This is a genomic window from Mitsuaria sp. BK037 (assembly GCF_014193045.1).
Classification (GTDB): domain Bacteria; phylum Pseudomonadota; class Gammaproteobacteria; order Burkholderiales; family Burkholderiaceae_C; genus Roseateles.
In genome coordinates, this window is the sequence record NZ_JACHYS010000003.1 from 265,789 (window position 1) to 291,792 (window position 26,004).

A 26,004-nucleotide genomic window follows, 5' to 3' on the forward strand; every position below is an offset into this window, starting at 1 on the left:
AAGATCAGCACCGATCGGCGGGTTGCGCCGCAGGGCGCGCGCCCCGTCCCTGGGCGCTGTTGCGCTTCGGTGTGGCGTGCGTGCCTCACCTGCAAACGCCAGTGAACACTTGTCACAGCTCCTCAACATTGGCTATCCAGACTGCGCCGCTGACGCGTTGGTGAGGCCGCCGTGAGCGCCCCGAAAAAGGGCTCGAATGAGGCATTGACGACGCGCTGTGAAGGAGAGGTCTCCCGATATTGCCGCATTGATGCGGCAGGTTTCGGCTGGTAGGCTTTTTGCTTCATAAGCGGAGATGGCGCGCCCAAGAGCGCGCCCGACGCAACAACAAACGAGGGCGGGCATCGCCGCGACGCGCACCACATCGCGTTGAAGTCGGCGACGGAAAACGTTTGCGGAACGTTCACAGCCCCCTCGGAACGGGTTTCGGTCTGACGTCGCACAGGAGCACAGGAATGAATCAGAAGGATTGGTTGGGTTTTTCGCGGACGGCGCTGGCCGCCGCGGTCGCCATCGTGGCGGCCGCGCCGGTGATGGCGCAGAACACCACCTCGGCCATCGGCGGCCGCGTGGTCGGCGCTGACGGCAAGCCCGTCGCGGGCGCCACGGTGGTGATCCTGCACAAGGAGTCCGGCTCCTCGAACACGCAGACCACCGATGCCGACGGCCGCTACAACGCGCGCGGCCTGCGCGTGGGCGGTCCCTACACCATCACCGTCACCAAGGGTGGCGACCGCGAGGTCAGCGAGAACGTCTACCTGGCCCTGGCCGAGACGCTGGGCCTGGACGTGCAGCTGGGCAAGAGCTCCACCCAGCTCGAGACCGTGGTCACCACGGGCAGCGCCACCGCGGCGAAGTTCAACAACTCGACGATGGGCTCGGGCACGCAGATCAGCCGCGCCGAACTGGACGCCTACGCGTCGATCGCGCGCAACCTGCAGGACTACGCCCGCAACGATCCCCGCCTGGCGCAGACCGACAAGGAACGCGGCGAGATCTCGGCGATGGGCCAGAACTCGCGCTACAACTCGATCACGATTGACGGCGTCGCCATCAACGACAGTTTCGGCCTGGAAGCCAACAACCTGCCGACGGCCAAGCAGCCGATCTCGATCGACGCGATCCAGTCGGTGCAGGTCAACCTGTCCAACTACGACGTGACCCAGAAGGGTTACACCGGCGCCAACATCAACGCCGTCACCAAGTCGGGCACCAACGAGTTCAAGGGCAGCGTCTATTACGTCTACCGCAACGACGACATGGTGGGCAAGCGCTTCGACCGCGGCAACCAGCGCTATACCGATTTCCTGCCCTTCAAGGAAGACACCAAGGGCTTCACCCTGGGCGGCCCGATCCTCAAGGACAAGCTGTTCTTCTTCGTCAACTATGAAGAGCTGAAGAGCAACCGCGCCCAGCCCGAGTTCGGACCGATCGGCAGCTCGCTGACCAACAACGCGATCTCGCAAGGCCAGCTCGATGCGATCACCCAGACCGCAAAGAACGCCTACGGCATCGACACCGGCTCGGTGATCGGTCAGTCGCAGCTGTCGGTCAAGGACTATCTGGCCAAGATCGACTGGAACATCAACGACAACCACCGCGCCAGCATCCGCGTCGCGCGCACCGAGCAGTCGGACACCAACAACGGTTCCTTCGGCGGCTACAGCGCGACCGGCCTGCAGATGACCTCGCAGTGGTGGCAGCAGAAGAAGAAGATCGACACCGTCGTCGGCCAGTGGTTCGCCGACTGGACGCCGGACTTCTCGACCGAGCTGAAGATCTCGAACCGGGACTACAACAGCGTTCCGCAGAACAACAGCAACCTGCCCGCGATCGGCATCCGCTTCAACGGCGCGCTGCCCGACGGCGCCCCGGCCGGCGCGAGCACCGGCAACCGCTTCGTGAACTTCGGCACCGAGCAGAGCCGCCAGTTCAACGTGCTGGACACCGAGACCCTGGACGCCTACTTCGGCGCGACCTGGATCAAGAACGACCACGAGATCAAGTTCGGCGGCGACCTGCAGCGCAACAAGATCTACAACGCGTTCTTCCAGAACGTGAACGGCAACTACACGTTCGGCTGCGAAAGCGCTTGGACCTACAGCTTTGGCGCGATCAACTGCAACACCGCCTCCGCGGCGCAGGTGCAGGCGGCGGTGCTGGAGAACTTCACCCGCGGCCGCCCCTCGAGCTACCAGGTCCAGGTTCCCGTGGCCGGCGGCACGCTGGATGACGGCATCGCCAAGTGGACGCTGGGCCAGACCGGCGTGTTCCTGCAGGACACCTGGAATGTCTCCAAGGACCTGAACATCACGGCCGGCTTCCGCGTCGACCAGCTGAGCACCAACGACAAGCCGACCTACAACGCCGCCGCAGCCGCGGCGGTCGTGCCGGGCGCGGTGACGGGCGCCAGCAGCGTGACGCGTGCCACGGGCGGTTTCGGCCTGGACAACTCGACCACCGTCGACGGCGAAAACCTGTTCCAGCCGCGCTTCGGCTTCAACTACGCGCTGGACAACCGCACCGGCCACAAGAAGCAGATCCGCGGCGGCGCGGGCCTGTTCCAGGGCGCCGCGGCATCGGTCTGGCTGACCAACCCGTACTCCAACACCGGCATGGCCACGCGCCTGGTCGGTTGCGGAACGGCCGGTCTGAACGCCTGCTCGGGCACCGCCTCGGGCGTGTTCAGCGCTGATCCGAACAACCAGCCGATCCTGGCAGGCGCAACGCCGGCCGCCAACGTCGACTTCATCCAGAAGGGTCTGGGCCAGCCGTCCGTCTGGAAGATGAACCTCGCCTACGACGCGGAGCTGCCGTTCTTCGGCATGAACTTCGGCGTCGAGTGGGTCTACACCAAGGTCAACACCGGCATCTACTACCAGCACCTGAACCTTGGCGACCCGACCGCCACCGGTCCTGACGGCCGCTCGCTGTACTACACGCCGCAGAGCTACAGCCCGAACTGCTGGACCAACACGAACGGCAGTCTGAGCACCACCGGCGCTTGCGCCAACGGCCGCTCGCGCGCACTGTCCAACGCATCGTTCGGCAACGTGACCCTGGCCACGAAGACCAAGAAGGGCGACGGCAACGCCATCACCCTGTCGTTCCAGCGTCCGGCCCGTGACGGCTTCGGCTTCGGCGTCGCCTACACCTACACGGAAGCGTCGGAAGTCAGCCCGCTGACCTCGTCGGTGGCGAACTCCAACTTCAACTCGCGCGCCGTCTTCAATCCGAACGAGAACGTGGCCGCCAACTCGGCGTACATGATCCGCGACCGCTTCACCGCCAACGTGACGTGGCAGAAGGCCTTCATCAGCAACTTGAAGACCAACGTCGGCCTGTTCTGGGAAGGCCGTCGCGGCAAGCCCTACAGCTGGACCTTCCTGAACGACATGAACGGCGACGGCGTCGCCGGCAACGACCTGCTGTACATCCCCGCCTCGCGCGGCGCGGCGGGCGTCAAGTTCGCCACCCCGGCGGACGAGGCGGCGTTCTGGAACATCGTCGACAACAACCCCGACCTGTCGAAGTACAAGGGCGCCGTGGTGCCGCGCAACAGCTCGTTCTCGCAGTTCGTGAACAGCTTCGACCTGCGCGTCAGCCAGGAAGTCCCCGGCTTCTTCCCGCAGCACAAGGGCAAGGTCACCTTCGACATCCTGAACATCGGCAACCTGCTCAACAAGAAGTGGGGCCGCATCGACGAAGTCACCTTCCAGTCCGCCGGTGGCAACCGTCGCAGCTTCGTGAACTTCGCCGGCATCGATGCCCAAGGGAACTACGTCTACCGCACCAACGCCAACGCGATCAACGACAACCTGGCCATCCGCCAGGTCAAGGGCGAATCGCAATGGGCCATCCAGGTGACGGCCGCCTACGAGTTCTGATCGACGCACGATCACGCTCCCTGCGGGCGACCGGCCTCGACGGCCGGTCCTCGCGGACACCACGGGCTCCTTCGGGAGCCCGTTTTTCATGGCGGCCATGAGCCCAACTCATACCCGCCCCGCGCATTGACAATGGCGGGCCCGCGACGCGCCTCTTAAGCTCCGCGCGCCACGCCCTCCCCCATGAGCCTCACTCCCGACGCCACCGCCTCCGCCCACGCGCCCGACCGGCCAGGCAGCGCGCGCGCCGGCGCCGGGCTCGGCCTGGGGCTCGACGCCGGCGGCACGCAGACGCGCTGGGCGCTGTCGCGGCCCGACGGCACGCTGGTCGCTCGCGGCGAGGTCGGTGGCTTCAGCGCGCTGCTGCTGGACAACAGCGCCGGCCGCGTGGCGCTGGCGCAGACGCTGCAATCGCTCGCCGCCGCGGTGATCGCGCACGCGGCACCGGGCGCCCTGCGCGGCCTGCAGGCCGGCATCACCGGGCTCGGCGAACCCGACGGCCCCGCCGGCCGGCAGCTGCGTGCGCTGCTGGCGCAGCAACTGGGCCTGGCGCCGGCGCAGATCCATTGCGACAGCGACATCGCCCAGGCCTGGCATGCGCTCTACCGCCCCGGCGAGGGCTACCTGGTCTACGCCGGCACCGGCGCGATCGCGGCCTTCATCGACGCGGACGGCGCGCTGCACCGCGCCGGCGGCCGCGGTCCGCTGCTCGGCGACGAAGGCGGCGGCCAGTGGATCGCCCGCGAGGCACTGGCGCTGGTCTGGCGACGCGAGGACGAGGCCCCCGGCGCCTGGACGGATTCGGCGCTGGCGCGCCACCTGTTCGACGAACTCGGCGGCGCGGACTGGCCGACCACCCGCGCCTTCATGTACGGCGGCGACAACGCGGCCCGGCGCGGCTCGATCGGCCGCCTCGCGCTGGCCGTCGCGCGAGCGGCCGAGGCCGATGATCCCGACGCCCTCGCGCTGCTGCACCGCGCCGGCCGCGAGCTCGCCCGGCTGCCGCTGGCGCTCGTGCGCCGCCTGGGCGTGCGTCCCGTCACCGCCGCCGGACGTGTGCTGCAATTGCACCCAGCGATCGAGGCCGGCCTGCGCGCCGCGCTGCCGCACGACCTGCCCCTCGCCGTTCAACAACCCGACACCGCCCTGGCCGCCGCGCGGCGCGCGGCCCTCGCCCCATGAAGACCAAGCTCCTGACCCTCGCCGCCGTCGCGCTGCTCGCGGCCTGCGCCTCGCCCACGCTGCAGATCGACAAGACGCATGTCTCGGAGAACCAGGACAGCCGCGCGCAGTTCCTGATCCTCCACTACACGGTGCTCGACTTCGACAAGTCGATGAAGGTGCTGACCACCGGCGGCAAGGTCTCCGCGCACTACCTGGTGCAGGACAACCCGTCCAAGGTCTACCAGCTGGTCGACGAGAACCGCCGCGCCTGGCACGCCGGCGTCAGCTACTGGGGCGGCGCGACCAACCTGAACTCAGCCTCGATCGGCATCGAGATCGTCAACGCCGGCTTCACCGACACGCCGCTGGGCCGCGTCTACGCGCCCTATCCGCAGAAGCAGATCGACGACGTCATCCAGCTGACCCGCGAGATCGTCGCGCGCCACGGCATCCGCTCCGACCGCATCCTCGGCCACAACGACATCGCGCCGGGACGCAAGCAGGACCCGGGTCCGGAGTTCCCCTGGAAGCAGCTCGCCGACGCCGGCCTGATCGCCTGGCCGGACGCGGCGCAGGTGCAGGTCAAGCGGGCCATCTACGAGGTCGGCCCGGTGCCCGACGTCAACTGGTTCCAGCAGCGCCTGGCGCAGGTGGGCTACCAGACGCCGCGCACCGGCGAGTTCGACATCGCCACCCGCGAGGTGATCAGCACCTTCCAGATGAAATACCGTCCGGCCAACTTCGCCGGCGACATGGATGCCGAGACCGCCGCGCTGCTGGAGGTGGTCACCACGCCCGGCGGGATGCTCATGAAGCAGCCACGCGCCGCGGACTCGCAGGTGCGCTCGGCGTATTGACCTGGCGCCGCCTGCCTTGCTGAACTTCTTCCTCCGCCGCCTGGCCACCTTGCTGCCGACGCTGATCGGCGTGACGCTGGTCGCCTTCGGCCTGATCCGACTGGTGCCGGGCGATCCGATCGCGATCATGATGGGCGAGCGCGCGCTGGACGAGGCCACGCATGCGCGGCTGATGCACGAGCTCGGCCTGGACCAGCCGCTGTGGCGCCAGTACGCCGACTATGTCGGCGGCCTGCTGCACGGTGACCTGGGGCGATCGCTGGTGTCGCACGAGCCGGTCTCGCACGAATTCCGCGCGCTGTTTCCGGCCACCGCGGAGCTGGCGCTGTTCGCGCTGCTGCTGGCGATCGTGCTGGGCATGGCCCTGGGCATCGCCGCGGCGCTGCGTCGCGGCTCGCTGCTGGACCAGGGCGTGATGGGCGTGGCGACGGTGGGTTATTCGATGCCGGTGTTCTGGTGGGGGCTGATCCTCATCATGCTGTTCTCGGTCGGACTGGGATGGACGCCGGTGTCGGGCCGCATCGCCGTCGAGTACGACGTGCAGCGCGTCACCGGCTTCATGCTGGTCGACGCGGCGCTGCACGACGAGGCCGGCGCCTGGCGCTCGGCGCTGCGCCACCTGCTGCTGCCGGCGCTGGTGCTGGGCACCAGCACGACGGCGGTGATCGCGCGCATGACGCGCTCCAGCCTGCTGGAGGTGCTGCGCGAGGACTACATGCGCAGCGCCCGCGCCCGCGGCCTGTCGCCGGCGCGGGTGGTGCTGGTGCACGGCCTGCGCAACGCGCTGATCCCCGTCATCACGGTGATCGGACTGAAGGTCGGCAGCCTGCTGGCCGGCGCGGTGCTGACCGAGACCATCTTCAGCTGGCCCGGCATCGGCAAGTGGCTGATCGACGCCATCGCGCGCCGCGACTATCCGGTGGTGCAGGCCGGCATCCTGATCTCGGCCTGCACCTTCATCGCGGTCAACCTGCTGGTGGACCTGCTGTACGGCGTGGTCAATCCGCGCATCCGCAAGCATGGCTGAGATGAGCATGAGCGATCCCACCCGCCCGGCGCCGACGAGCCTCTCACCCGAGGTCCCGACCGTCATGGCGCCAGTGCTGCCGCCCGGCCCGCTGGCCGAGTTCTGGCGCGGTTTCTCCGCCAACCGCGGCGCCCTGGTGGCGCTGGTCGTGTTCACGCTGCTGGCGCTGGCGGCGCTGCTCGCGCCCTGGATCGCGCCGCACGATCCGGTGCGGCAGTACCGCGACGCGATGCTGACCCCGCCGCTGTGGATGGACGGCGGCCAGGCGCGCTTCCTGCTGGGCACCGATGAACTCGGTCGCGACCTGCTGTCGCGGCTGCTGCACGGCGCGCGCGTGTCGCTCGGCATCGGGCTCGCCTCGGTCGTGCTGTCGCTGATCCCCGGCGTGCTGCTGGGGCTGCTGGCGGCCTTCCACCAGCGGCTGCTGGCGCCGGTCGTGATGCGGCTGATGGACGTGATGCTCGCGCTGCCCGGCCTGCTGCTGGCGATCTGCGTGATCACGGTGCTCGGGCCGGGCCTGATGAACACGGTGATCGCGATCGCCATCGGCAGCCTGCCGGAGTACGTCCGGCTCACCCGTGCCGCCGCGCTCGCCGAGCTCGGCAAGGACTACGTCACCGCCAGCCGCGTCGCGGGCGCGTCGACCTGGCGGCTGATGTTCTCGACGGTGCTGCCCAACTGCCTGGCGCCGCTGATCGTCAACGCGTCGCTGAGCTTCTCGGCCGCGATCCTCGAGGCCGCCGGCCTCGGTTTCCTCGGCCTGGGCGTCCAGGCGCCGATGGCCGAGTGGGGCACGATGCTGTCGTCGGCGCGCGACTACATCGTGCGCGCGCCCTGGGTGGTGACGCTGCCCGGACTGGCGATCCTCGTGTCGGTGCTGAGCGTCAACCTGATGGGCGACGGCCTGCGCGACGCGCTCGACCCGCGCCTGAAGAGGGTCTCGTGATGCTGGAGATCCGTGACCTGCGCGTGCGCTTCGGCGCCTTCCCGGCGGTGGACGGTGTCGACCTCGATGTCGCGCCCGGCGAGGTGCTGGGCATCGTCGGCGAATCGGGCTCCGGCAAGTCGGTCAGCATGATGGCGCTGATGGGGCTGATCGACGCGCCCGGCGTGACCAGCGCCGCCTCGCTGCGCTTCGAGGACCAGGACCTGCTGGCGATGCCCGCGGCCGCGCGCCGGCGGCTGGTGGGCAAGGACATCGCGATGGTGTTCCAGGATGCGCTGGCCTCGCTCAACCCGAGCTACACCGTCGGCCACCAGATCGAGGAGGTGCTGCGGGCCCACCTCGGCCTGCGCGGCGCGGCGGCGCGCCAGCGCGCGCTGGAGCTGCTGCAGCAGGTCGAGATCCCCGACGCGGCGAGCCGGCTGGGCGCCTATCCGCATGAACTGTCGGGCGGCATGAACCAGCGCGTGATGATCGCGCTGGCGATCGCCTGCTCGCCCAAGCTGCTGATCGCCGACGAACCGACGACGGCGCTGGACGTGACGATCCAGGCCCAGATCATGGACCTGCTGCTGCGCCTGCAGCGCGAGCGCGGCATGGCGCTGGTGATGATCACGCACGACCTCGCGGTGGTGGCGGAGATGGCGCAGCGCGTGGCGGTGATGTACGCGGGCCAGGTGGTCGAGACGGGCCGGCTGCCCGATGTCTTCGAGTCGCCGCGGCATCCCTACACGGCGGCCTTGCTGGCCGCGATCCCCGAGCACAACCGCGGCGGACGCCGCCTGCAGGCGCTGCCGGGCATCGTGCCGGGCGCGCTCGACCGGCCGTCGGGTTGCCTGTTCTCGCCGCGCTGCCCGCGTGCGCAGGACCGCTGCCGCGCGCAGCGGCCGGCGCTGGACGCCGGCGTGCGCTGCTTCTATCCGCTGAGCGAGGAGACCGCCGCATGAGCGCCGCCGACGACGCGCCGATGCCGGCGTCCTCGATGCCCGTGGCGGACGCGACGACAGGCGCTGCGCCGGTGCTGCAGGCGCGCGAGCTGGCTCGCCACTACCGCGTGAGCCGCGGCTGGTTCGCGCCGGCCGCGACGGTGCGCGCGCTGGACGGCGTGAGCTTCGAGCTGGCGGCGGGCAAGACCCTGGCGGTGGTGGGCGAGTCCGGCTGCGGCAAGTCCACGCTGGCGCGGGCGCTGACGCTGATCGAGGCGCCGAGCGCCGGCACGCTGCGCATCCACGGCCGTGATGCCGCCGACGCGGCCGACGCGGCCGCGCGCAAGGCCTTGCGGCGCGAGGTGCAGATGGTGTTCCAGAACCCCTACGCCGCCTTGAATCCGCGCAAGACCATCGCGTCGACGCTGGCGGAGCCGCTGGTGATCAACACGACGCTGGGCCGTGCCGAGCGGCGGGAGCGGATCGAGGCGCTGGCGGCCAAGGTCGGCCTGCGGCCGGAGCACCTGCAGCGCTACCCGCACATGTTCTCGGGCGGCCAGCGCCAGCGCATCGCGATCGCGCGGGCGATGGTGATGCAGCCCGGCATCGTGGTCGCGGACGAGCCGACCTCGGCGCTGGACCTGTCGATCCAGGCGCAGATCCTCAACCTGTTCATGGACCTGCAGGAGGAGTTCGGCACCGGCTACGTGTTCATCTCGCACAACCTGGCGGTGGTGGAGCATGTGGCCGACGAGGTGATGGTGATGTACCTGGGCCGCGCGGTGGAACACGGGGACAAGCGCCGCATCTTCGCGCGGCCGCTGCACCCGTACACGCAGGCGCTGATCAGCGCGACGCCGGCGCTGCGTCCGGCCGACCGCCGCCAGCGCATCCGCATCCACGGCGAGCTCCCGAGCCCGCTCAAGCCCCCGACCGGTTGCGCGTTCCACCAGCGCTGCCCGCTGGCCCTGCCGCGCTGCGCCGAGGTCCGCCCCGAACTGCGTGAGCTGGACGGGCGGCTGGTGGCGTGTGATGTGATCTGAACGCCAGTCCGCGCTCAGCGCCCGAAGAGCTCCGCGTGCGTCCCCGCGCGCACGAAGACGATGGTGTCGCCGCGCAGGTGATAGATCAGGAGGAAGTCGCCACCGATGTGGCACTCGCGGTGATCCCGCATGTCGCCCAGGAGGGCGTGGTCCTTGTACTCGGCGGGCAACGGCCCGTCGTTGGCGATCAACAGGAGCATGGCCGCCTTGAGGCGGCCCATGTCGTACCGACCTGAATGCGAGAGCCGTTCCCAGTCCCGCAGGAATTTCGCGGCGTAGTCGGTGACGCGCGGAGGCTCAGCGCGTTTTTCGCGGGCGGGCCTTTTTTTCAAGATCATCGATCAGTTCCTTTCCGGAACCGAACCGAGCTCGGGTGACGGCACGGGCTTCCTCCATCGCCGCGCGGGTCTCCGCGTTGGGCACCTTCACCTCGAAGGGCAGGCCGTTGTGCAACACCACCTGCGTGAGGAAGAGACGGATCGCATCGCTCAGGGTGAGGCCGCATTGGGCCAGCACTTCGGCAGCGGAATCCTTGAGTTCGGGCTCGACGCGGGATCGCAGTTCGGTGGATTTGATGGCCAGGCTCATGATGGACGTTCTCGCTCAAACGTAGCGACATTGTGGCTACAAATGTGGAGTCTACGCCAGCATGGGCCCGGAGGGAATCGCGCATCCTCCACGAGGATGCTGCGTTCGTCGCCCCGAGCGCTCGGGCGTTTGACGCCTTCGATGTACGAGACCAGGCGTCAGGGCGCATCGAGCGTCCGCATAACCCGGTGTTATGGTCCAACCGCCCCATTTCAGTTGTGACCGTCGCGCCCGCGTTTCGACAATGCGCCGGCTAGCCCTCCCCCCCGATGCGCCCTGCCCTTTCCCTCTCGCTGGCCGCGTGGCTGCTCGCGGCACTGCCCGTCGTCCAGGCGGCCGATGCCGCCGCGCCCAAGCCGCTGGTCTACTGCACCGACGCCAGCCCCGAGGGCTTCGATCCCGGCCTGTGGGATTCCGCCAGCACCAACAACGTCAACAACCAGATGTTCCAGGGGCTGGTCCGCTTCGAGCGCGGCGGCACCGCGCTGCAGCCGGCGCTCGCCACCGCCTGGACCATCAGCCCCGACGCCCGCGTCTTCACCTTCACGCTGCGCGAGCACGTCCGCTTCCACACCCGCCCGTGGTTCACCCCCACGCGGCCGATGAACGCCGACGACGTGCTGTTCACCTTCGGCCGCTTCCTCGACCGCGAGCACCCGTTCAACAAGGCCTTCCCCGCCAACTTCATCTATCCGCAGAACCTGGGCCTGGCCAAGGCGATCACGAAGATGGAGAAGCTCGACGACCGCACCGTCCGCTTCACCCTCGCGCAGCCCAACGTCACCTTCGTCACCTGGTTCGCGATGGCCTTCGCCGGCATCCAGTCGGCCGAGTACGGCGCCCAGCTGCTGCGCGAGGGCAAGGCCGCGCAGATCAACCGCCTGCCCATCGGCACCGGTCCCTACCGCTTCCGCAGCTATGCCAAGGACGACGTCGTCCGCATGGAGGCCAACCCCGACTACTGGGGCGAACCGCAGAAGACGCAGAAGCTGATCTTCACCATCAGCCGCGAAGCCGCGGTGCGGGTGCAGAAGCTGCTTGCCGGCGAATGCCAGATCACCTCGCCGCTGCGCGACATCGACGTCGCCGCCATCGACCGCCATCGCGAACGCATCCGGCTCGAGAAGATCCAGGCGCTCAACATCTCCTACCTGTCCTTCAACCTGCGCAAGCCGCCGACCGACAGCCGGCTGGTGCGCGAGGCGCTGGACATCGCCGTCGACCGCGACGCAATCTTCCGCGCGCTGTTCCCGCGCGGCGACGCGATGCAGGCGGTCAACCCGTTCCCACCGGCCATCCCCGGCTACAACCGCACGCTGAAGAACGAGTACGACCCCGAGCGCGCCAAGGCCCTGCTCCGGCAGGCCGGCTTCCCGGACGGCCTGGACATCGACCTCTGGGCACTGCCCGTCACGCGCCCGACCAATCCCAACGGCCAGTTGATGGCGCAGCTGATCCAGCAGGACTGGGCCCGCATCGGCGTGCGCGCGCAGATCCGCACCTACGAATGGGGCGAGTACCTCAAGCGCGCCAACGCCGGCGAGCACTCGGTCTACATGAGCGGCTGGTCCGGCGAGAGCGGCGACGCCGACGACTTCCTGACGCCCAACCTCAGCTGCGCCACCAACAAGTCGGGCGTCAAGTTCTGCAACCCCGAGTTCGAGCGCCTGATCGACGCGGCCCGCGCCACGCCCGACCAGGCGCGGCGCATCGCGCTCTACGAGCAGGCACAGGTGATCTTCAAGCGGGAGCGCCCGTGGATCACGATGGCACACTCGACGGTCTACATCCCCACCAGCAAGGACCTGCGCGGCTTCAGGATGCAGCCCAACGGCGGGGTGGTCTTCGAGAACGTCTACCGTGAATAAGCCAGCTCCTCTTCTCAGCGCGCCGGCCCGAGCGCCGGGCCGCCCCCAGCCGGGCCGGGCCCCCTCGGGGGGCCGGACGGCGTATTCGCCGGCCGGGGGGCCGACATGAGGCTCCGTCACATTGAAGTCTTCCACGCCATCATGCAGGCCGGCACGATCAGCGGCGCGGCGCAGCTGCTGCACATCTCGCAGCCGGCCGTCACGAAGGTGCTGCAGCACTGCGAGCTGCAGCTTGGCATGCCGCTGTTCGACCGCGTGCGCGGCAAGCTCTATCCGACGCCCGAGGCGCAGCGGCTGTTCGTCGAGATCGACAAGCTCAACCGCGACCTGGTCGCGATCCGGCGCCTGGCGGCCAACCTGCGCAGCGGCGAGTCCGAATCGCTGCGCCTGATGGCCACGCCGACGCTGGGCGCCGCGGTGATCCCGGCGGCGATGACGCACTGGGCGCAGGCCTTCCCGCGCAGCCGCTGCCAGCTCAGCACCAACCACACCCGCGAGATCGTCTCGGCGCTGCTGCTGGGCGAAGCCGACCTGGCGCTCAGCCTGCAGGACCCGCGCCATCCCGGCATCAAGGCCGAGGTGCTGGCCAGCGGCACGATGATGGCACTGTGCCCGGTGCAGGGCCCCGAGGCGCAGGGCAGCGGCCCGCTGCCGCTGGAGGAGATCCAGTCCGAGCTGATCGCGATGGCCGAGGACGACCCGCTGGGCCACATGCTGCACAACGCCAGCGAGGCCGAGGGCCGGCACCTGGACAGCCGCATCACCGTCCAGACTTACCAACTCGCCCGCGCGCTGGTGGAGGCGGGCGTGGGCATGACCGTCGTCGATCCGTTCACCGCCGCGTCGGCCGACCCGACCCGGGTCAAGGTCCGGCCGCTGGCGCCGCCGATGGCCATCCACCTCTACCTGCTGACCTCCGCCAGCGCGCCGCTGGCCCAGGCGGCGCGCCGGCTGGTCACCTACCTGCGGGACGCGGCCCGCGCCAACCTGGACAGCCTCGCCGGATGAATGCCATTCCCTGCGAAGAGATCGCGGCGCACACCGAGTTCCGCTCGCTGCTCACCATCCCCGGCATCGCGGTGGACCTGCGCTACGCGACGCCGGACAACTTCGTCGGCCGCAACGTCTACGGCGGCCTGGACTGCGCCTTCCTGCGCCGCGCGGCCGCCGATGCGCTCGCCGAGGCGGCCGCCTGGCTGGCTCGCCACTGCCCGGGCATGACGCTGGTGGTGCTGGATGCGCTGCGACCGCAGCGGGTGCAGGAAGCGCTGTGGGCCGAACTGGAGGGCACGCCGCTCACCAAGTACCTGGCCCACCCGGCGCGGCGCTCGATCCATTCATTCGGCATGGCCGTCGACGTGACCCTGCTGGACGACCAGGGCCGCGAACTCGACATGGGCACCGGTTTCGACGAAATGACGCCGGCCTCGCACCCCGAGTTCGAGGCCGAGCAGCTCGCCGTGGGCGGTCTCACCGCGGACCAGCTGCGCCATCGCGGCTGGCTGCGCGCGGCGATGCGCCATGCCGGCTTCCAGACCATCACGACCGAGTGGTGGCACTTCGACTTCGGCGACCGCGAGCGCGTGCGCCGCGAACTGCCGCTGGTGCTGTGAGCGGTGGCCGGCGTCGCTCGCGTGCTGCGACAGGCGCCTGAAACCCTCGTACGTCGCTGCTTCCGGAGATCCTCATGACCGCTTCCCGCCGCCACCTCCTCACCGGCGCCGCTGCGGCGGCCGCACTGGGCGCGCTGGGCGCGCTGTCGCCGGCGCGGGCGCAGACCGCCGCGCCGGCCCGCGCCGCACGGCCCAATGCCGCGCCAGAGCCGCTGCGCGCACGCCGACTGCGCCCCGGCGACACGATCGCGCTGGTCAGCCCCGCCAACGCGACCTATGAGCGCGAGCCGCTGGAGATCGCCGTCGAGTCGCTCGAGGCGCTGGGCTTCAAGGTCAAGCTCGGGGCCAACGTGCGCGGCCGTTACGGCCAGTTCGGCGGCACCGACGTGCAGCGCGCCGCCGACATCAACGACGCCTTCGCCGACGACGAGGCGGCCGGGATCCTGGCCCTGACCGGCGGGTCGGGATGCAACCGCATCGTCGACAAGCTGAACTACGCGCTGATCCGCCGCAAGCCGAAGTTCTTCGGCGGCTTCTCGGATCTGACCAGCCTGGTCAACGCGATCCACAAGCAGACGGGGTTGATCACCTTCCACTGCCCGGTCGCGGGCTCGGAGTGGAACGAGTTTTCGCTCCAGCATTTCCGCGCCGTGGCGATGGACGCGCAGGCCGACCTGCTGCAGAACCCGCAGGGCGAGCGCGGGGCCCACCTCGTCCAGCGCGAGGACCGCATCAGCACGCTGCGACCTGGCCTGGCGCGCGGACCGCTGGTGGGCGGCAACCTGGCGGTGCTGAGCTCGCTGGCCGGCTCGCCCTACTTCCCCGACACGCGGGGCGCGATCCTCTTCCTCGAGGAGGTCAACGAGTACATCTACCGCGTCGACCGCATGCTGTCGACGCTGCGGCTGTGCGGCGCGCTGGACCAGCTGTCGGGCGTGGTGCTGGGCAAGTTCACCCAGTGCGGGCCCGGGGATGGAAGCTACGGCACGCTGACGCTGGATGAGGTGTTCGACGACTACTTCCTGCCGCTCAACATCCCGGTGTACCGCGGGGCGATGATCGGCCACATCAAGCGCAAGTTCACCGTGCCGGTGGGGCAGCCGGCGGAAATGGACGCGACCGCGGGAACGGTGCGCTTGCTGTCGCCGGCGGTGAGCTGAAGACCCTCACCCTCTGCGCTCATTGCCGCGCCACCCAATCGACCAGCGCGTCGATGGCGGGGCGCGCCTTCATCGCCTGCTCGTCGTTGACGATGGCGACGACGATCCAGGTCCGGCCGGTCGAGTCCGGCACGTAGCCCGCCAGCGCCACGACGTCGCGCAGCGTGCCGGTCTTCATGCGGGCTCGGCCCTCGGCCGCCGTGCCCTTCATGCGCCGCGCCAGCGTCCCGTCGACGCCCGCCACCGGCAGCGTCGCCAGCAGCTCCGGTCCGTGCGGCCCGCGCGCCGACGCTCCCAGCATCGCCGCCAGTTGCGCCGCAGTCGCCCGCTCGGTGCGCGACAGGCCTGAGCCGTTCTCCAGCGTCATGCCCGTGCTGTCGATCCGCTGCGCCGCGAACCAGTCGCGCACGACGCGCGCGGCGGCCTGGCGCGTGTCCTCGCCCGGCTGCGCCGCGGCAGCGCCCAGGCGCAGGAACAGCAACCGCGCCAGCGCGTTGTCCGAAGCCTTCATCACCGGCCGCAGCAGCTCCGCCAGCGGGCGGTCGCGATGCTGGACCAGCACGCGCGCGCCCTCCGGCGTCGCGCCCTCGCGGATCTCGCCCGACAAGCTCCCACCCAACTCACCCCACAACTGGCGCAAGGCCTGCGCCGTCTCCCATTGCCGGTCCAGCACGTTCAGCGACTGCGTCACCTGGCAGCCGCGCGGGAACTCGCCCGCGAGCACCAGCCGGCCCCCACCGCCGGGCAAGGGCTCGAAGCGCGACGGCATCCAGCCGTCGTCCCAGTCCTTGCAGGGCTTGTCGTTGAGCCTCACCGCGCTGGTGTCGATCACCAGGGCGCCGAATTGCGGGAAGGGCCGCACCGTCAGCCCGCGCTCATCGGCGGTGAGGTCGTACTGCAGCAGGCTGCCGTTGAGGTGCAGCGCGTCGGGGATGACGTTGTAGGGAAATTCCGCCTGCTCGTCGAAGCGCGGCGCGTCGATGTCCAGCCGCGACGGGTTGAACACGCCGCGGTCGACGACGATGCCGCCGGCCAGTTCGCGCACGCCATGGCGCTCCCGCAGCTCGCGCAGCATCGCCCACAGCGCGGGCCAGTCCAGGTCCGCGTCGGCCCCGCCCTTGAGCACCAGCGGCCCGTCGAGTCGCCCATCACGGACCTCGCCCGCGGCCAGCAGCTGCGTCTGCCCGCGGCTGCCCGGCCCCAGCCGGTCCAGCGCGACCACCGCGGTGATCGTCTTCATCGTCGAGGCGGGCGCCATCGGCCGGTCCGCGTTCAGGCGCAGGCCGGTGCCGGGCGCCTCCAGCGGATGGGCCACCACCGCCAGCGAGGCGGCCGGCACGCCGGCCTCGCGCAAGGCGGCCTGGACCGGCGCGGGCGGCGTGTCGATGAGGGTGGCGCAGCCGGTCGTGGCCAGCGCGGCGACCAGGAGAGCAAAGGCGGTGATCGATCGCATGAGGGGCGACTGTATCGGCCCGGCGCCTTTGCATTCCCGCAGGTTATGGACGCGCGACAAGCATTCATCGGGACGGAAGCAACAAATGGGTGAGGTTCCTAGGACCTTGAAATCGTCTCGTGCTTGAAGATCGTTCGCAGCTCGCAACAGGTCGATCGCCAATGGTCGCGCCTCCGTCGTTGGCGGCGTTGCAGGACGCCGGGTCCGGTTAACAAGGAGAAGGTCGTGAAATTGAATCAACTCGCTCGCTGTCTCGTGGTGGTGGGGCTGGGCGCCCATGCGGCGGCCTGGTCGCAGGAGGTCCAGAAGATGGAGCGGGTGGAGATCACCGGCTCGAGCATCAAGCGCATCCAGGACGAAGGCGCGCTGCCGGTGCAGACCATCTCCCGCCGGGACCTGGACCGCCAGGGCATCGTGTCGGCCGAGCAGCTGATCGCCACGCTCTCGGCCAACGGCAACGGCCTGGACAACCTGGCCTCCAATGCCGACGTGGTGTCGGGCCAGGCGCGGGGCAACAACGGCGCGACCTCCGCCAACCTGCGCCTGCAGGGCGCCAACGCGACGCTGATCCTGCTGAACGGCCGCCGCATCGCCGCGCACGGCCTCAACGGCGGCGTCGTCGACCTGAACCAGATCCCGATGGCCGCCATCGAGCGCGTCGAGGTGCTCAAGGACGGCGCCTCCTCGACCTACGGCACCGATGCCGTGGGCGGCGTCATCAACTTCATCCTGCGCAAGGACTACCAGGGCCTGCAGGCCAGCGCCTTCACCGACGTGACCGAACACGGCGGCGGCAACATCTACCGCGCGTCGCTGACCGGCGGCGCCGGCAACATCGACAAGGACGGCTTCAACCTGCTGGCGGTGCTGTCGGTGACCGACAACAAGCGCCTGGACGGCTCGCAGCGCGATTTCGTCAACAGCTTCCAGCCCGAGCGCGGCCTGTCGCCTGACACGCGCGGCACGCCCTTCGCGACGCTGTTCCTGCCCACGACGACGGGCACGACCATCCGCAACGTGCTGAGCCGCCCGGGCTCCAACGCCAACACCGGCCCGCTGTACAACGGCGCCGCGATCAACAGCGTCAACATCCTGGACCTGCCCGGCCAGGCCGGTTGCGCCTCGCAGCCGGGCATGGGGCCGTATGCGGAGAAGCTGTGGAACTCGGCCTCCGCCTCGCCGGCCAACCAGTTCGGCTGCGCCTGGGACACCGGACGCGCAGCGGTCATCCAGCAGCCGGTCAAGAACACCAACCTGGTCACCCGCGGCCAGCTCAAGCTCGGCGAGCACCTGCTGACCGGCGAGCTGCTGCTGGGCAAGTCGGAGTCGACCAAGTACTTCTCGCCCAACCAGATCAGCAGCGCCGCGTCGACCTCGACGCTGGGCCTGCCCAATGGGACGACCACGCGCAACCCCTTCGCCGACCTGGCCTATCCGTCCAGCGGTGCCGGCTACCAGCGGGTGTTCGACGCGCTGGTGGCGCAGTTCCCTTCGCTGGCCGCCAATCAGGGCCTGCCGATGACCTTCCGCTGGCGCTGCATGGAATGCGGCGAGCGCGCCATCGGCACCGACACCGACACCGGCCGCTACCTGCTGAGCCTGGACGGCCCGCTGCCCTTCCTCAAGGACTGGGACTACAAGGCCGGCGCCTCGCACGCCTACAGCAAGAGCACCTCGACGCTGGGCAGCGGCTATCACAACTACGTCGGCCTGGCCAACCTGATCAACACCGGCGTGCTCAACCCCTTCCTGCTGGCGGGCGAGTCGCAGACGCCGGCGGCGCTGGCGGCGCTCAACGCCATCTCGGCGGCGGGGACGGAGCTCTATGGCGGCAAGTACACGACCGACCAGTTCGACGCCACCGTGTCGGGCCCGGTCTTCAAGCTGCCGGCGGGCGAGGTGATGGCGGCGCTGGGCGTGGACTACCGCATCGAGAAGTACCGCTTCGACGGCAACACCTCGGTCAACACCAACGACATCAACACCTGGGTCTACAACGCGCCGTTCGACAACATCAACGCGCTGAGCGGCGTGAAGCGCAAGGTGGGCGCGATCTTCGGCGAAACCATCATCCCGATCGTCAAGAACCTCGACCTGAACCTGTCGGTGCGCTATGACAAGTACACCGGCTTCGGCAGCACGACCAACCCGAAGGCGTCGGTGCGCTACCAGCCGCTGGAGAGCCTGGTGTTCCGCGCCTCGTACAGCACCGGCTTCCGGGTGCCCACCTTCAACCAGCTGTTCAATGGCGTGACCGAGTCGCCCTACACCGGCGCCGGCGTGCCGGATCCGGCGACCTGCCCCGGCAACGTGGTGAGCAACGCGCCGGGCTGCCAGGCGATCACCTTCAACACGCTGTTCGGCGGCAAGCCGGACCTGCGGCCGGAGGAGTCGAAGATGTCCAACATCGGCTTCGTGTGGCAACCCTCGCCGGCCTTCAACATGAGCGTCGACCTGTGGGACATCAAGCGCGACGGCCAGATCCAGAGCCTGACGCTGTCGCAGATCCTGAACAACTATCAGCTCTTCCCCGAGGCCTTCCTGCGTGACAGCACCGGCGCGCTGAAGATCGTCGACACGCGCTGGATCAACACCGGCGAGACGCGCACGCGCGGGCTGGAGCTGTCGATGCGCGGCAGTACGCCGCTCAACGGCGGCCGCCTGACGGCCGGCCTGGATGGCACCTACCTGCTGGAGAAAAAGTCCAAGCTGCTGGACAACGTGCCCTTCGGGCCGAGCGAGGTCGGCCGCTTCACGCGCTCGAGCGAGCTGGGCCTGCGCTGGAAGCACAGCGCCTACATCACCTACGCCTATGGCGACTGGGCCTGGTCGCTGCGCCAGCAGTACTCGACGGGCTACTACGGCTACGTGCCGCCGGGCATCGCCAACGGCAACGCGACGGCCCCGGCCTTCGACCCGTGGGTCAAGCCGTACTACCTGCACCACGTCAGCGTGGCCTACACCGGCATCAAGAACCTGACGATCACGGCCGGCATCAAGAACATCCTCGACCAGGACCCGCCGTTCGCGAACAGCTACGACAGCAACACCGGCTCGGGCAGCTCGTGGGAGCCGCGCGTCGCCGACCCGCGCGGGCGCTCGTTCACGCTGGGGCTGGACTACAAGTTCTTCTGATCGCTCCGATGGCCTGCCGCCTCGCGCGGCGGCCTCGGACACACGAAAGCCCGCCGGGGAACCGGCGGGCTTTTTTACGCCTTGCCGCCCAGTGCGGCCGAGGTCAAGGGGAAGACGCGCTTCACGCCCTGCTCCCGGATCGTGTGCAGGAATCGCAGGAGCGGACCGGTCGGTCGATCCAGCCCTTGCTCGTAGCGGCGCAGCAGCCGCGCTGTCGTGCTGAGCATGTTCGCGAAGACATAGAGGCTGAGGTCCGCCTCCTCCCGGATGGCCCGGACCTCGTCGGGCGTCAGCGGCGCCGGCGGTGCAATGCCGCACCACGCCAGGCGTTGGAAATGCTCACCGCTGACCAACCCGCAGGCGTGCATGCCGCGTCCGGTCTTCACCATTCGATCAATCGAGTCGTACTTGCGCTTGCGCATCACAGAGCACCTCCGTCAGAAATCCAGAATTGATTGCGGCATCCCGCTGAACGATGAAGCCATCGCGTTTGCCGGCGCCGGATCGTGCAATCCGCTTCTTGAAGAGTCCACTACCAAGATCTGCATCGATCAGGCCGCGTTCCATTTCAGCCACGGCACGGCAGAGATCACCGTCTGCGCATGCCCTGCTTGCGCCTCCACTTTTGAAAGCCTGGGACCAGATAGACGGCGCGAGCCATGTCGACCTCCTCGCATCTTCGCGAACGAGAAGAGTGCCAGGTCTTGCGTACCAAGTCGTCGCCCTGAGGTCGGCCCTCCGATGGGGGCAACCTGCTCAGGCTTCGAGCGTTCTCGCGACCGGATCCAGCGTCACCGCGACACCGATCGGCAGCGGAAGGTTCGGCGACGTATGGCCGCTTGGCCAACCGGCAAGCACCGGCACGCCGAGCCCGCCGAAGTAATCGGCCAGCACCTCATCCGGCGAGTCCGCATCACTGAAGCTGCCCAGCAGCACGCCCGTCAGCTGGTCGAGCCCTCCGCTCAGACGCAGCTGGCACAGCAGGCGATCGATCTTGTAGGGATCCTCCCCGACGTCCTCGAGGAACAGCACCGAGCCCCGCAGGTCCGGCATGAACGGCGTGCCCAGCAGCGCCACGAGCACCGCGAGATTGCCTCCCGTGAGCACGCCGCGAACGGGTGCCGTCCCGCGATTCAGCGGGTGCGGTGCGAGCGCAGGCCCAAGCCGCTCCCCTTCCCGCAGACCCCGCCGCAGCCGCTGCGCGAGCGCGACGGCATCGGCCCATCCCGACTCCCCCTTGCACCAGTCCGAGGCCGGCATCGGCGCATGCCAGCTGGCGAGGCCCTCCTGCTGTCGCAGTACCATCAGCGCCGTCAGGTCGCTGTAGCCGATCAGCGGCTTCGGGAAGCGGCGCAGCAGCGCGCGATCGATCCGGTCCAGCAGCCGCATGCAGCCGTAACCGCCGCGCAGGCCGATGACGGCGTCGACGTCGGGATCGGCCAGCGCCGCCTCCAGGTCGTTCAGCCGACGGTCGTCGTCCGCCGCGAGATGGCCGAGGAAGGCGGGACCCGCGCAACCCGGGAACACCTTCGCGCGAAAGCCCAGCCGCTCGATCATCGGCACGACCTGATCGAGCCTGCCCTCGCGCGGCGGACCGGCGGGGGCGATGATGCCGAGGCAGGCGCGCTCGGGCAGGGGAGGCAGCAGCATGGTGGTGGAAGGCATCACGATCAATCGTCGAGTTCAGGCCTCGAGCCACGCCGCCATCCGCGCGTCGATCGCGGCGCCGAGCGCCGGGATGCGCCACGTCGTCGGGCAGCGGGGATCGGGAGCGTAGCGCGACCCGAGGCTGGTCAGCAGCGCGATCAGGTAATGGCGCCGGCGCGGCGCGATGCCGCGCACGATGCCGGCATCGGACGCGTAGTTCTCCGTGTTGCCGGTCTTGTGCGCGAACCAGACCTCGCCGCCGGCCGCGAAGCGCCGCAGGTCGCCGGGCAGCGACACCTCGCCCGCCTGCAGCGATCCGTCCGGCTGCAACCACCGCGACGGCAGCCGCGCCGGCAGGCCCGGCACCCAGCCCGGCACGCCCGCCAAGGCGCCACTCGACAGCACCTGATGCAGCGCCTGATCCTGCAGCGCATGCATCGCCTGATTGCGGCTCTCGGGCGACAGCCGCGGCGCGTCGGCCGCCAGCCAGGGCGCGCAGGGCGCGGTCGGGTCCAGCCACCAGAGCAGGCGCACCGTGTCCCACGCCGTCATCTGGATCTGCCCGACGCCGGACCCCGCCGCGTTGCCCCAGCCGCCCTCGGCCGTCGTGTTGGCCAGGCGCAGCGTCGTCAGCCCGAGCGACGCGAACAGCGCATGCAACTCGTTGCGCACCTCGCGTCCGCCGTCGCGGCGGATCGCGTCGGCCGCATGCATCAGCGTCACCAGCGCCGAGGTCGCCTCGTTGCTGCTCCAGGTGACCATGTCATAGGCCCAGTCGGCCACCACGCGCTCGCGGCCGCCGTATTCCAGCGACTGCCACCAGCCAGCGCGTCCCTGGTCGACCAGCCGCCCGATGCCGACCAGCACCATCAGCTTCAGCAGCGACGCCGGATAGGGTGCGACCACGCGGCCGCCGCCCTCGCCCACGGCGCCCGCGAGCGGCACCCAGTTCATCGCGGACCAATCCGAGCCCGGGCGCCACGCGATCGAGTTCCCGTCGGCATCGCGCTGGTCCGCCAGGAAGCGCAGGTTGCGCACCGGCCCGCCATCGGCCGGCAGCTCGGCGATCAAGCCCTGCGGATGCTCGCGCGAGAACGCCACGTTCGCCCACACCGGCGGTCCCGACTCGGGGAAGGCCGCGACGGCCAGGTCGATGCTGGGGAAGTGCCGGATCGGTCGCCCCTCGTCCTGCGGATCCAGCGTCGCGCCGAAGTCCTGCGCCAGGACCGCCTCGCGCAAGGCCTGGGCCAGGGCGGCTTGGGTCAACGGCTGTGCGGGACGAGCGCCCGGACGAAGCGGCGCGCGGCGGTCCGCCGGCGCGGCGGGCGATGGCGCCGTGGGCGAGGGCGCGGTGCGTCCGTCCGTCACCGCGAGCCCTCAGGCAGCACGCAGCTGCAGCCCGTCCAGCGCGATCGGGCTGGGTTTGCCGGAGACCAAGTCGGCCACGATGCGGGCCGAGCCGAAGGAGAAGGTGAAACCCAGTGCGCCATGGCCGACATTCAGCCACAGCCCGCGCAGCGGGGTCTCGCCCAGCATCGGCGCGCCGGACGGCGTGGCCGGCCGCAGCCCGGCCCAGGGCACCGCGCGGTCGTAGTCGGCGGCCTTCGGGAAGGTCTCGCGCACATTGCGCTGCAAGGCCGCCAGGCGCTTGGGATCGATGCGGGTGTCCTCACCGACCAGGTCGACCATCGCCGCCACGCGCAGCTGCTGACCGATGCGGGCGTAGAGCGTCTTGCGTTCGAAGTCGGTCACGCTGACCGTCGGCGGACGGTGCACGCCGTTGATCGGCGCGGACAGGCTGTAGCCCTTGAGCGGATACAGCGGCAGCCGCAGGCCGACGAGTTCCGCCAGCGCCGCGCTCTGCAGCCCGGCCGCCAGCACGACCCCGCCGGTCGCCAGTTCGCCCTGGTCGGTGCGCAGCGCGACGACGCGCTCGCCCTCGACGACGAAACCGGTCGCATGCGCCTGCAGCCGTCCCTGGAAATTCGGATGCCGCGCGAGGCGCTCGCCCAGCTGGACGCTGAGCGCGTGGCAATCGGCCACGGCCTCGCCCGCGGTGAAGATGCCACCCGCGAGCCAGTCCGCGCCGCCATCGCCCAGCGCGGGTTCGATGGCGAGGCATTCGTCCCGGGTCAGCGCGCGTTCCGGTCCGCCCGGCGCGCGCGCGGCCACGCGGGCGAATTCCTCGGCCTTCCGGTAGACGACCAGCTTGCCGGGCGTGCGCAGCTCGATGGCGTCGAGCGCCGCGTGGCGTTGCAGCTCGCCGAAGCATTGCTGGCTGAAGGCGCCCAGTTCGAGCAGGCGCTCGGTGGTGCGCTGGTTGATCGGACCGCGGCAGTGGGCGAGGAAGGCGGCCAGCCAGCGCCACTGCGCGGCGGTGCCATCGGGCTTGAAGCGCAGCGGGCCGTCGGGGTCCAGCAGCCAGCGCAGCGCCTTCAGCGGCACGCCGGCATCGGCCAGCGGCGACACGTAGCGGTAGCTGAGCTGCCCGCCGTTCGCCCGGCTCGCGCCGGTGGCGAGCGCGGCCTCGCGCTCCACCAGCGTCACCCGGTGCCCCGCCTCCGCCAGGGCCCAGGCGGTGGTGACGCCAACGACGCCGCCACCGATCACCACGAGTTGCTTCATCCCGGACGAATTCATTCTTGAATGGTCCGGGAGGGTACGGATTCGCGCCGCCCTCAGCCAATGAAAGCGAGGCCGCCACCCATAACCCTGTTGAATGCGCGCAAATGCGGTGCCAACCGGGTTACTCCCTCTCCCCGCCGCGCGGGGAGAGGGCGGGCGTGAGGGGTCTTTCGATCTGCCGCAGCGCTACGGCAAGAACCCCCTCACCCTACCCTCTCCCCCTCACGGGGGGAGAGGGAATGATGCGGGCGCGAGGGGTGTCGAGAGAGGGGATGAATCCCAGGCGAAGGGACCAGACGGAGACGTCGGTCAGGCCAGCACGGCTGCCATCGCGTTCGCGGTGGCTTCGACGTTGCGGGTGTTCAGGCCGGCGATGCACATCCGGCCCGAGCGCAGGATGTAGACGCCGAATTCCTCGCGCAGGCGGTCCACCTGCTCCGGCGTCAGCCCGGTGTAGCTGAACATGCCGCGCTGCGTCAGGAAGTAATCGAAGTTGCGCCCCGGAATCTTGGCCGTGATGACCTCGAACAGCGCGTTGCGCATCGCCAGGATGCGCTCGCGCATCTCCTCGACCTCGCCCTCCCACAGCGCGCGCAGCGCCGGGTCGCCCAGCACCTTGGCCACGACCTGGCCGCCATGCATCGGCGGGTTGGAGTAGTTGCGGCGGATGGTGAACTTCAGCTGGCCCAGCACGTTGGCCGCCTGCGCCGCGTCCGGGCACACGACCGACAGCGCGCCGCAGCGCTCGCCGTACAGGCTCATGTTCTTGGAGAAGCTGTTGGCGACGAAGAAGCTCAGCCCCTCGGCGGCCAGCGCGCGGATCGCGAAGGTGTCCTGCTCCAGGCCATCGCCATAGCCCTGGTAGGCCAGGTCCAGGAAGGCGATCAGCTCGCGCTCCTTCAGCACCGGGATCAGCGCGTCCCATTGCGACTGCGACAGGTCCACGCCGGTCGGGTTGTGGCAGCACGCATGCAGCAGCACGATGCTGCGCGCAGGCGCCTCCGACAGCGCCTGCAGCATCGCGTCGAAGCGCAGGCCGCCGGTCTTGGCGTCGTAGTACGGGTAGCTGCGGCACTCCAGCCCCGAGCCCTCGAAGACGGCGCGGTGGTTGTCCCAGGTCGGGTCGCTCAGGTAGATGGCGCTGTCGGGGAAGTAGCGTTTGATGAAGTCCGCGCCGACCTTCAGGCCGCCCGAGGAGCCCACGCCCTGGATGGTCGCCACCCGGTTGCTCTTGAGCGCCTCGCTGTCGGCGCCGAACAGCAGCTTCTGCACCTCGGTGCGGAAATTGGCGGCACCTTCCATCGGCAGGTAGGGACGGGCACCGGCCTGCTCCACCACGGCCAGCTCGGCCCGGCGCACCGAATCGAGCATCGGGATGCGGCCGTCGTCGTCGAAGTAGATGCCGATGGACAGGTTGATCTTCTGCGTGCGCGGGTCCTTCTGGAAGGCCTCGTTCAGGCTGAGGATGGGATCGCCCGCGTAGGCGTCGACGTGCTGGAACATGCTGGGAACTCCAGGTTGGACAAACGGCGGCGGCCATTATCCCCAGCCGGACCCCGCCGCACCGCAACAGCCCCGCCGCCGGCGCACCGGTACAGCACGACGACAATGCCGGCTTCGCATCACCTGCCCCACCGAATCACATGATCACCGACTTCAACGCGCGTGGCGCCGCCTGCCTGCCGGGTCACCTGGGCATCGAGATCGTCGAGGTCGAGAAGGGCCGCGTCCACGCGCGGCTGCCCGTGCGTCAGCAGGTCATGGCGCCCAACGGCTACCTGCATGCCGGCAGCGTCGTCACGCTGGCCGACACCTGCTGCGGGTACGGCTGCATCGCCTCGCTGCCGGACGGCGCCAGCAACTTCACCACCGTCGAGCTCAAGTCCAACCACCTGGGCACCGCCCGCGACGGGGTCATCGAATGCACCGCCGTGGCCGTGCACATGGGCCGCACGACGCAGGTCTGGGACGCGACCGTCAGCCACGAGGGCAAGACGATCGCGCTGTTCCGCTGCACGCAGATGGTCCTGTATCCGAAGGCTTGAGCCCTCCCGGAATCAGCGACGGG

At 69.7% G+C, this 26,004-nt stretch carries 22 protein-coding genes; 13 read left to right on the plus strand and 9 right to left on the minus strand.

The genetic code is table 11. The features are described from left to right. Positions 1-455: 455 nt before the first annotated feature. The 7 genes from FHT37_RS17940 to FHT37_RS17970 all read left to right on the plus strand — a co-directional run bounded on the left by FHT37_RS17940 (position 456) and on the right by FHT37_RS17970 (position 9,847). Positions 456-3,887, plus strand: coding sequence for a carboxypeptidase regulatory-like domain-containing protein (locus tag FHT37_RS17940; protein WP_183483386.1), 3,432 nt, complete (start codon positions 456-458; stop codon positions 3,885-3,887). Between the two features lie 183 nt (positions 3,888-4,070). Continuing rightward, positions 4,071-5,069 carry an N-acetylglucosamine kinase gene (locus tag FHT37_RS17945; protein WP_183483388.1) on the plus strand — a complete coding sequence of 333 codons (999 nt, stop codon included), beginning with the start codon at positions 4,071-4,073 and terminating at the stop codon, positions 5,067-5,069. Beyond that, a complete protein-coding gene (locus FHT37_RS17950; RefSeq protein WP_147242352.1) occupies positions 5,066-5,908 on the plus strand; it encodes an N-acetylmuramoyl-L-alanine amidase in 843 nt (280 codons plus the stop codon). Before FHT37_RS17945 ends, FHT37_RS17950 begins: the two co-directional genes overlap by 4 nt. Before the next feature lie 16 nt (positions 5,909-5,924). Then, positions 5,925-6,935: an ABC transporter permease gene (locus FHT37_RS17955; RefSeq protein WP_183483390.1), complete on the plus strand. Its 1,011-nt coding sequence runs from the start codon at positions 5,925-5,927 to the stop codon at positions 6,933-6,935. Positions 6,936-6,942: 7 nt separating this feature from the next. Further along, positions 6,943-7,881, plus strand: coding sequence for an ABC transporter permease subunit (locus FHT37_RS17960; protein WP_183483392.1), 939 nt, complete (start codon positions 6,943-6,945; stop codon positions 7,879-7,881). Beyond that, complete coding sequence (locus tag FHT37_RS17965) at positions 7,881-8,825, plus strand: ABC transporter ATP-binding protein (protein ID WP_091729022.1); 945 nt, start codon at positions 7,881-7,883, stop codon at positions 8,823-8,825. The genes FHT37_RS17960 and FHT37_RS17965 overlap by 1 nt, the downstream gene beginning before the upstream one ends. 35 nt (positions 8,826-8,860) lie before the next feature. Next, positions 8,861-9,847: a dipeptide ABC transporter ATP-binding protein gene (locus tag FHT37_RS17970; protein WP_183484161.1), complete on the plus strand. Its 987-nt coding sequence runs from the start codon at positions 8,861-8,863 to the stop codon at positions 9,845-9,847. A 14-nt stretch (positions 9,848-9,861) separates the two neighbouring features. Here the strand turns inward: FHT37_RS17970 and FHT37_RS17975 are convergent, their stop codons facing one another. Together FHT37_RS17975 and FHT37_RS17980 are read right to left on the minus strand one after the other, a co-directional pair. Continuing rightward, entirely contained in the window at positions 9,862-10,182 is a 321-nt protein-coding gene (locus tag FHT37_RS17975) for a type II toxin-antitoxin system YafQ family toxin (RefSeq protein ID WP_404935747.1), read from the minus strand. Continuing rightward, a complete protein-coding gene (locus FHT37_RS17980; protein ID WP_183483396.1) occupies positions 10,145-10,435 on the minus strand; it encodes a type II toxin-antitoxin system RelB/DinJ family antitoxin in 291 nt (96 codons plus the stop codon). The genes FHT37_RS17975 and FHT37_RS17980 overlap by 38 nt, the downstream gene beginning before the upstream one ends. Before the next feature lie 269 nt (positions 10,436-10,704). On the opposite strand from FHT37_RS17980, the gene FHT37_RS17985 reads away from it, so the two are divergent. The 4 genes from FHT37_RS17985 (at position 10,705) to FHT37_RS18000 (ending at position 15,076) form a co-directional block, all read left to right on the plus strand. Next, a complete protein-coding gene (locus FHT37_RS17985) occupies positions 10,705-12,303 on the plus strand; it encodes an ABC transporter substrate-binding protein (protein WP_183483398.1) in 1,599 nt (532 codons plus the stop codon). 105 nt (positions 12,304-12,408) lie between these two features. Beyond that, positions 12,409-13,311: a LysR family transcriptional regulator gene (locus FHT37_RS17990; protein WP_183483400.1), complete on the plus strand. Its 903-nt coding sequence runs from the start codon at positions 12,409-12,411 to the stop codon at positions 13,309-13,311. Further along, the gene (locus FHT37_RS17995) at positions 13,308-13,916 is read left to right on the plus strand and encodes a M15 family metallopeptidase (protein ID WP_183483402.1); all 609 of its coding nucleotides are present in this window, start codon (positions 13,308-13,310) and stop codon (positions 13,914-13,916) included. The genes FHT37_RS17990 and FHT37_RS17995 overlap by 4 nt, the downstream gene beginning before the upstream one ends. A gap of 74 nt (positions 13,917-13,990) precedes the next feature. Further along, positions 13,991-15,076, plus strand: coding sequence for an LD-carboxypeptidase (locus FHT37_RS18000; protein ID WP_091729043.1), 1,086 nt, complete (start codon positions 13,991-13,993; stop codon positions 15,074-15,076). A gap of 19 nt (positions 15,077-15,095) precedes the next feature. On the opposite strand, the gene dacB is transcribed toward FHT37_RS18000, so the two are convergent. Then, positions 15,096-16,529: a D-alanyl-D-alanine carboxypeptidase/D-alanyl-D-alanine-endopeptidase gene (gene dacB / locus FHT37_RS18005; protein ID WP_183483404.1), complete on the minus strand. Its 1,434-nt coding sequence runs from the start codon at positions 16,527-16,529 to the stop codon at positions 15,096-15,098. A gap of 225 nt (positions 16,530-16,754) precedes the next feature. Here dacB and FHT37_RS18010 point away from each other — a divergent pair, with 225 nt between their 5' ends. Then, entirely contained in the window at positions 16,755-19,664 is a 2,910-nt protein-coding gene (locus tag FHT37_RS18010) for a TonB-dependent receptor domain-containing protein (protein ID WP_310737411.1), read from the plus strand. 74 nt (positions 19,665-19,738) lie between these two features. Here FHT37_RS18010 and FHT37_RS18015 read toward each other — a convergent pair whose 3' ends face one another. From FHT37_RS18015 to FHT37_RS18040, 6 genes are all read right to left on the minus strand, one after another. After that, complete coding sequence (locus FHT37_RS18015; RefSeq protein WP_183483406.1) at positions 19,739-20,086, minus strand: DNA-binding transcriptional regulator; 348 nt, start codon at positions 20,084-20,086, stop codon at positions 19,739-19,741. After that, positions 20,058-20,309: a type II toxin-antitoxin system RelE/ParE family toxin gene (locus FHT37_RS25475; protein ID WP_404932667.1), complete on the minus strand. Its 252-nt coding sequence runs from the start codon at positions 20,307-20,309 to the stop codon at positions 20,058-20,060. Before FHT37_RS25475 ends, FHT37_RS18015 begins: the two co-directional genes overlap by 29 nt. A 111-nt stretch (positions 20,310-20,420) precedes the next feature. Further along, a complete protein-coding gene (locus tag FHT37_RS18025) occupies positions 20,421-21,329 on the minus strand; it encodes an LD-carboxypeptidase (RefSeq protein WP_183483408.1) in 909 nt (302 codons plus the stop codon). Between the two features lie 18 nt (positions 21,330-21,347). Continuing rightward, positions 21,348-22,577, minus strand: coding sequence for a serine hydrolase (locus FHT37_RS18030; protein ID WP_183483410.1), 1,230 nt, complete (start codon positions 22,575-22,577; stop codon positions 21,348-21,350). A gap of 111 nt (positions 22,578-22,688) precedes the next feature. Further along, positions 22,689-24,032 carry a D-amino acid dehydrogenase gene (locus FHT37_RS18035; RefSeq protein ID WP_310739768.1) on the minus strand — a complete coding sequence of 448 codons (1,344 nt, stop codon included), beginning with the start codon at positions 24,030-24,032 and terminating at the stop codon, positions 22,689-22,691. 213 nt (positions 24,033-24,245) lie between these two features. Further along, entirely contained in the window at positions 24,246-25,439 is a 1,194-nt protein-coding gene (locus FHT37_RS18040; protein WP_183483412.1) for an amino acid aminotransferase, read from the minus strand. 140 nt (positions 25,440-25,579) lie between these two features. On the opposite strand from FHT37_RS18040, the gene FHT37_RS18045 reads away from it, so the two are divergent. Continuing rightward, positions 25,580-25,981, plus strand: coding sequence for a PaaI family thioesterase (locus FHT37_RS18045; RefSeq protein ID WP_091729078.1), 402 nt, complete (start codon positions 25,580-25,582; stop codon positions 25,979-25,981). Positions 25,982-26,004: the final 23 nt, after the last annotated feature.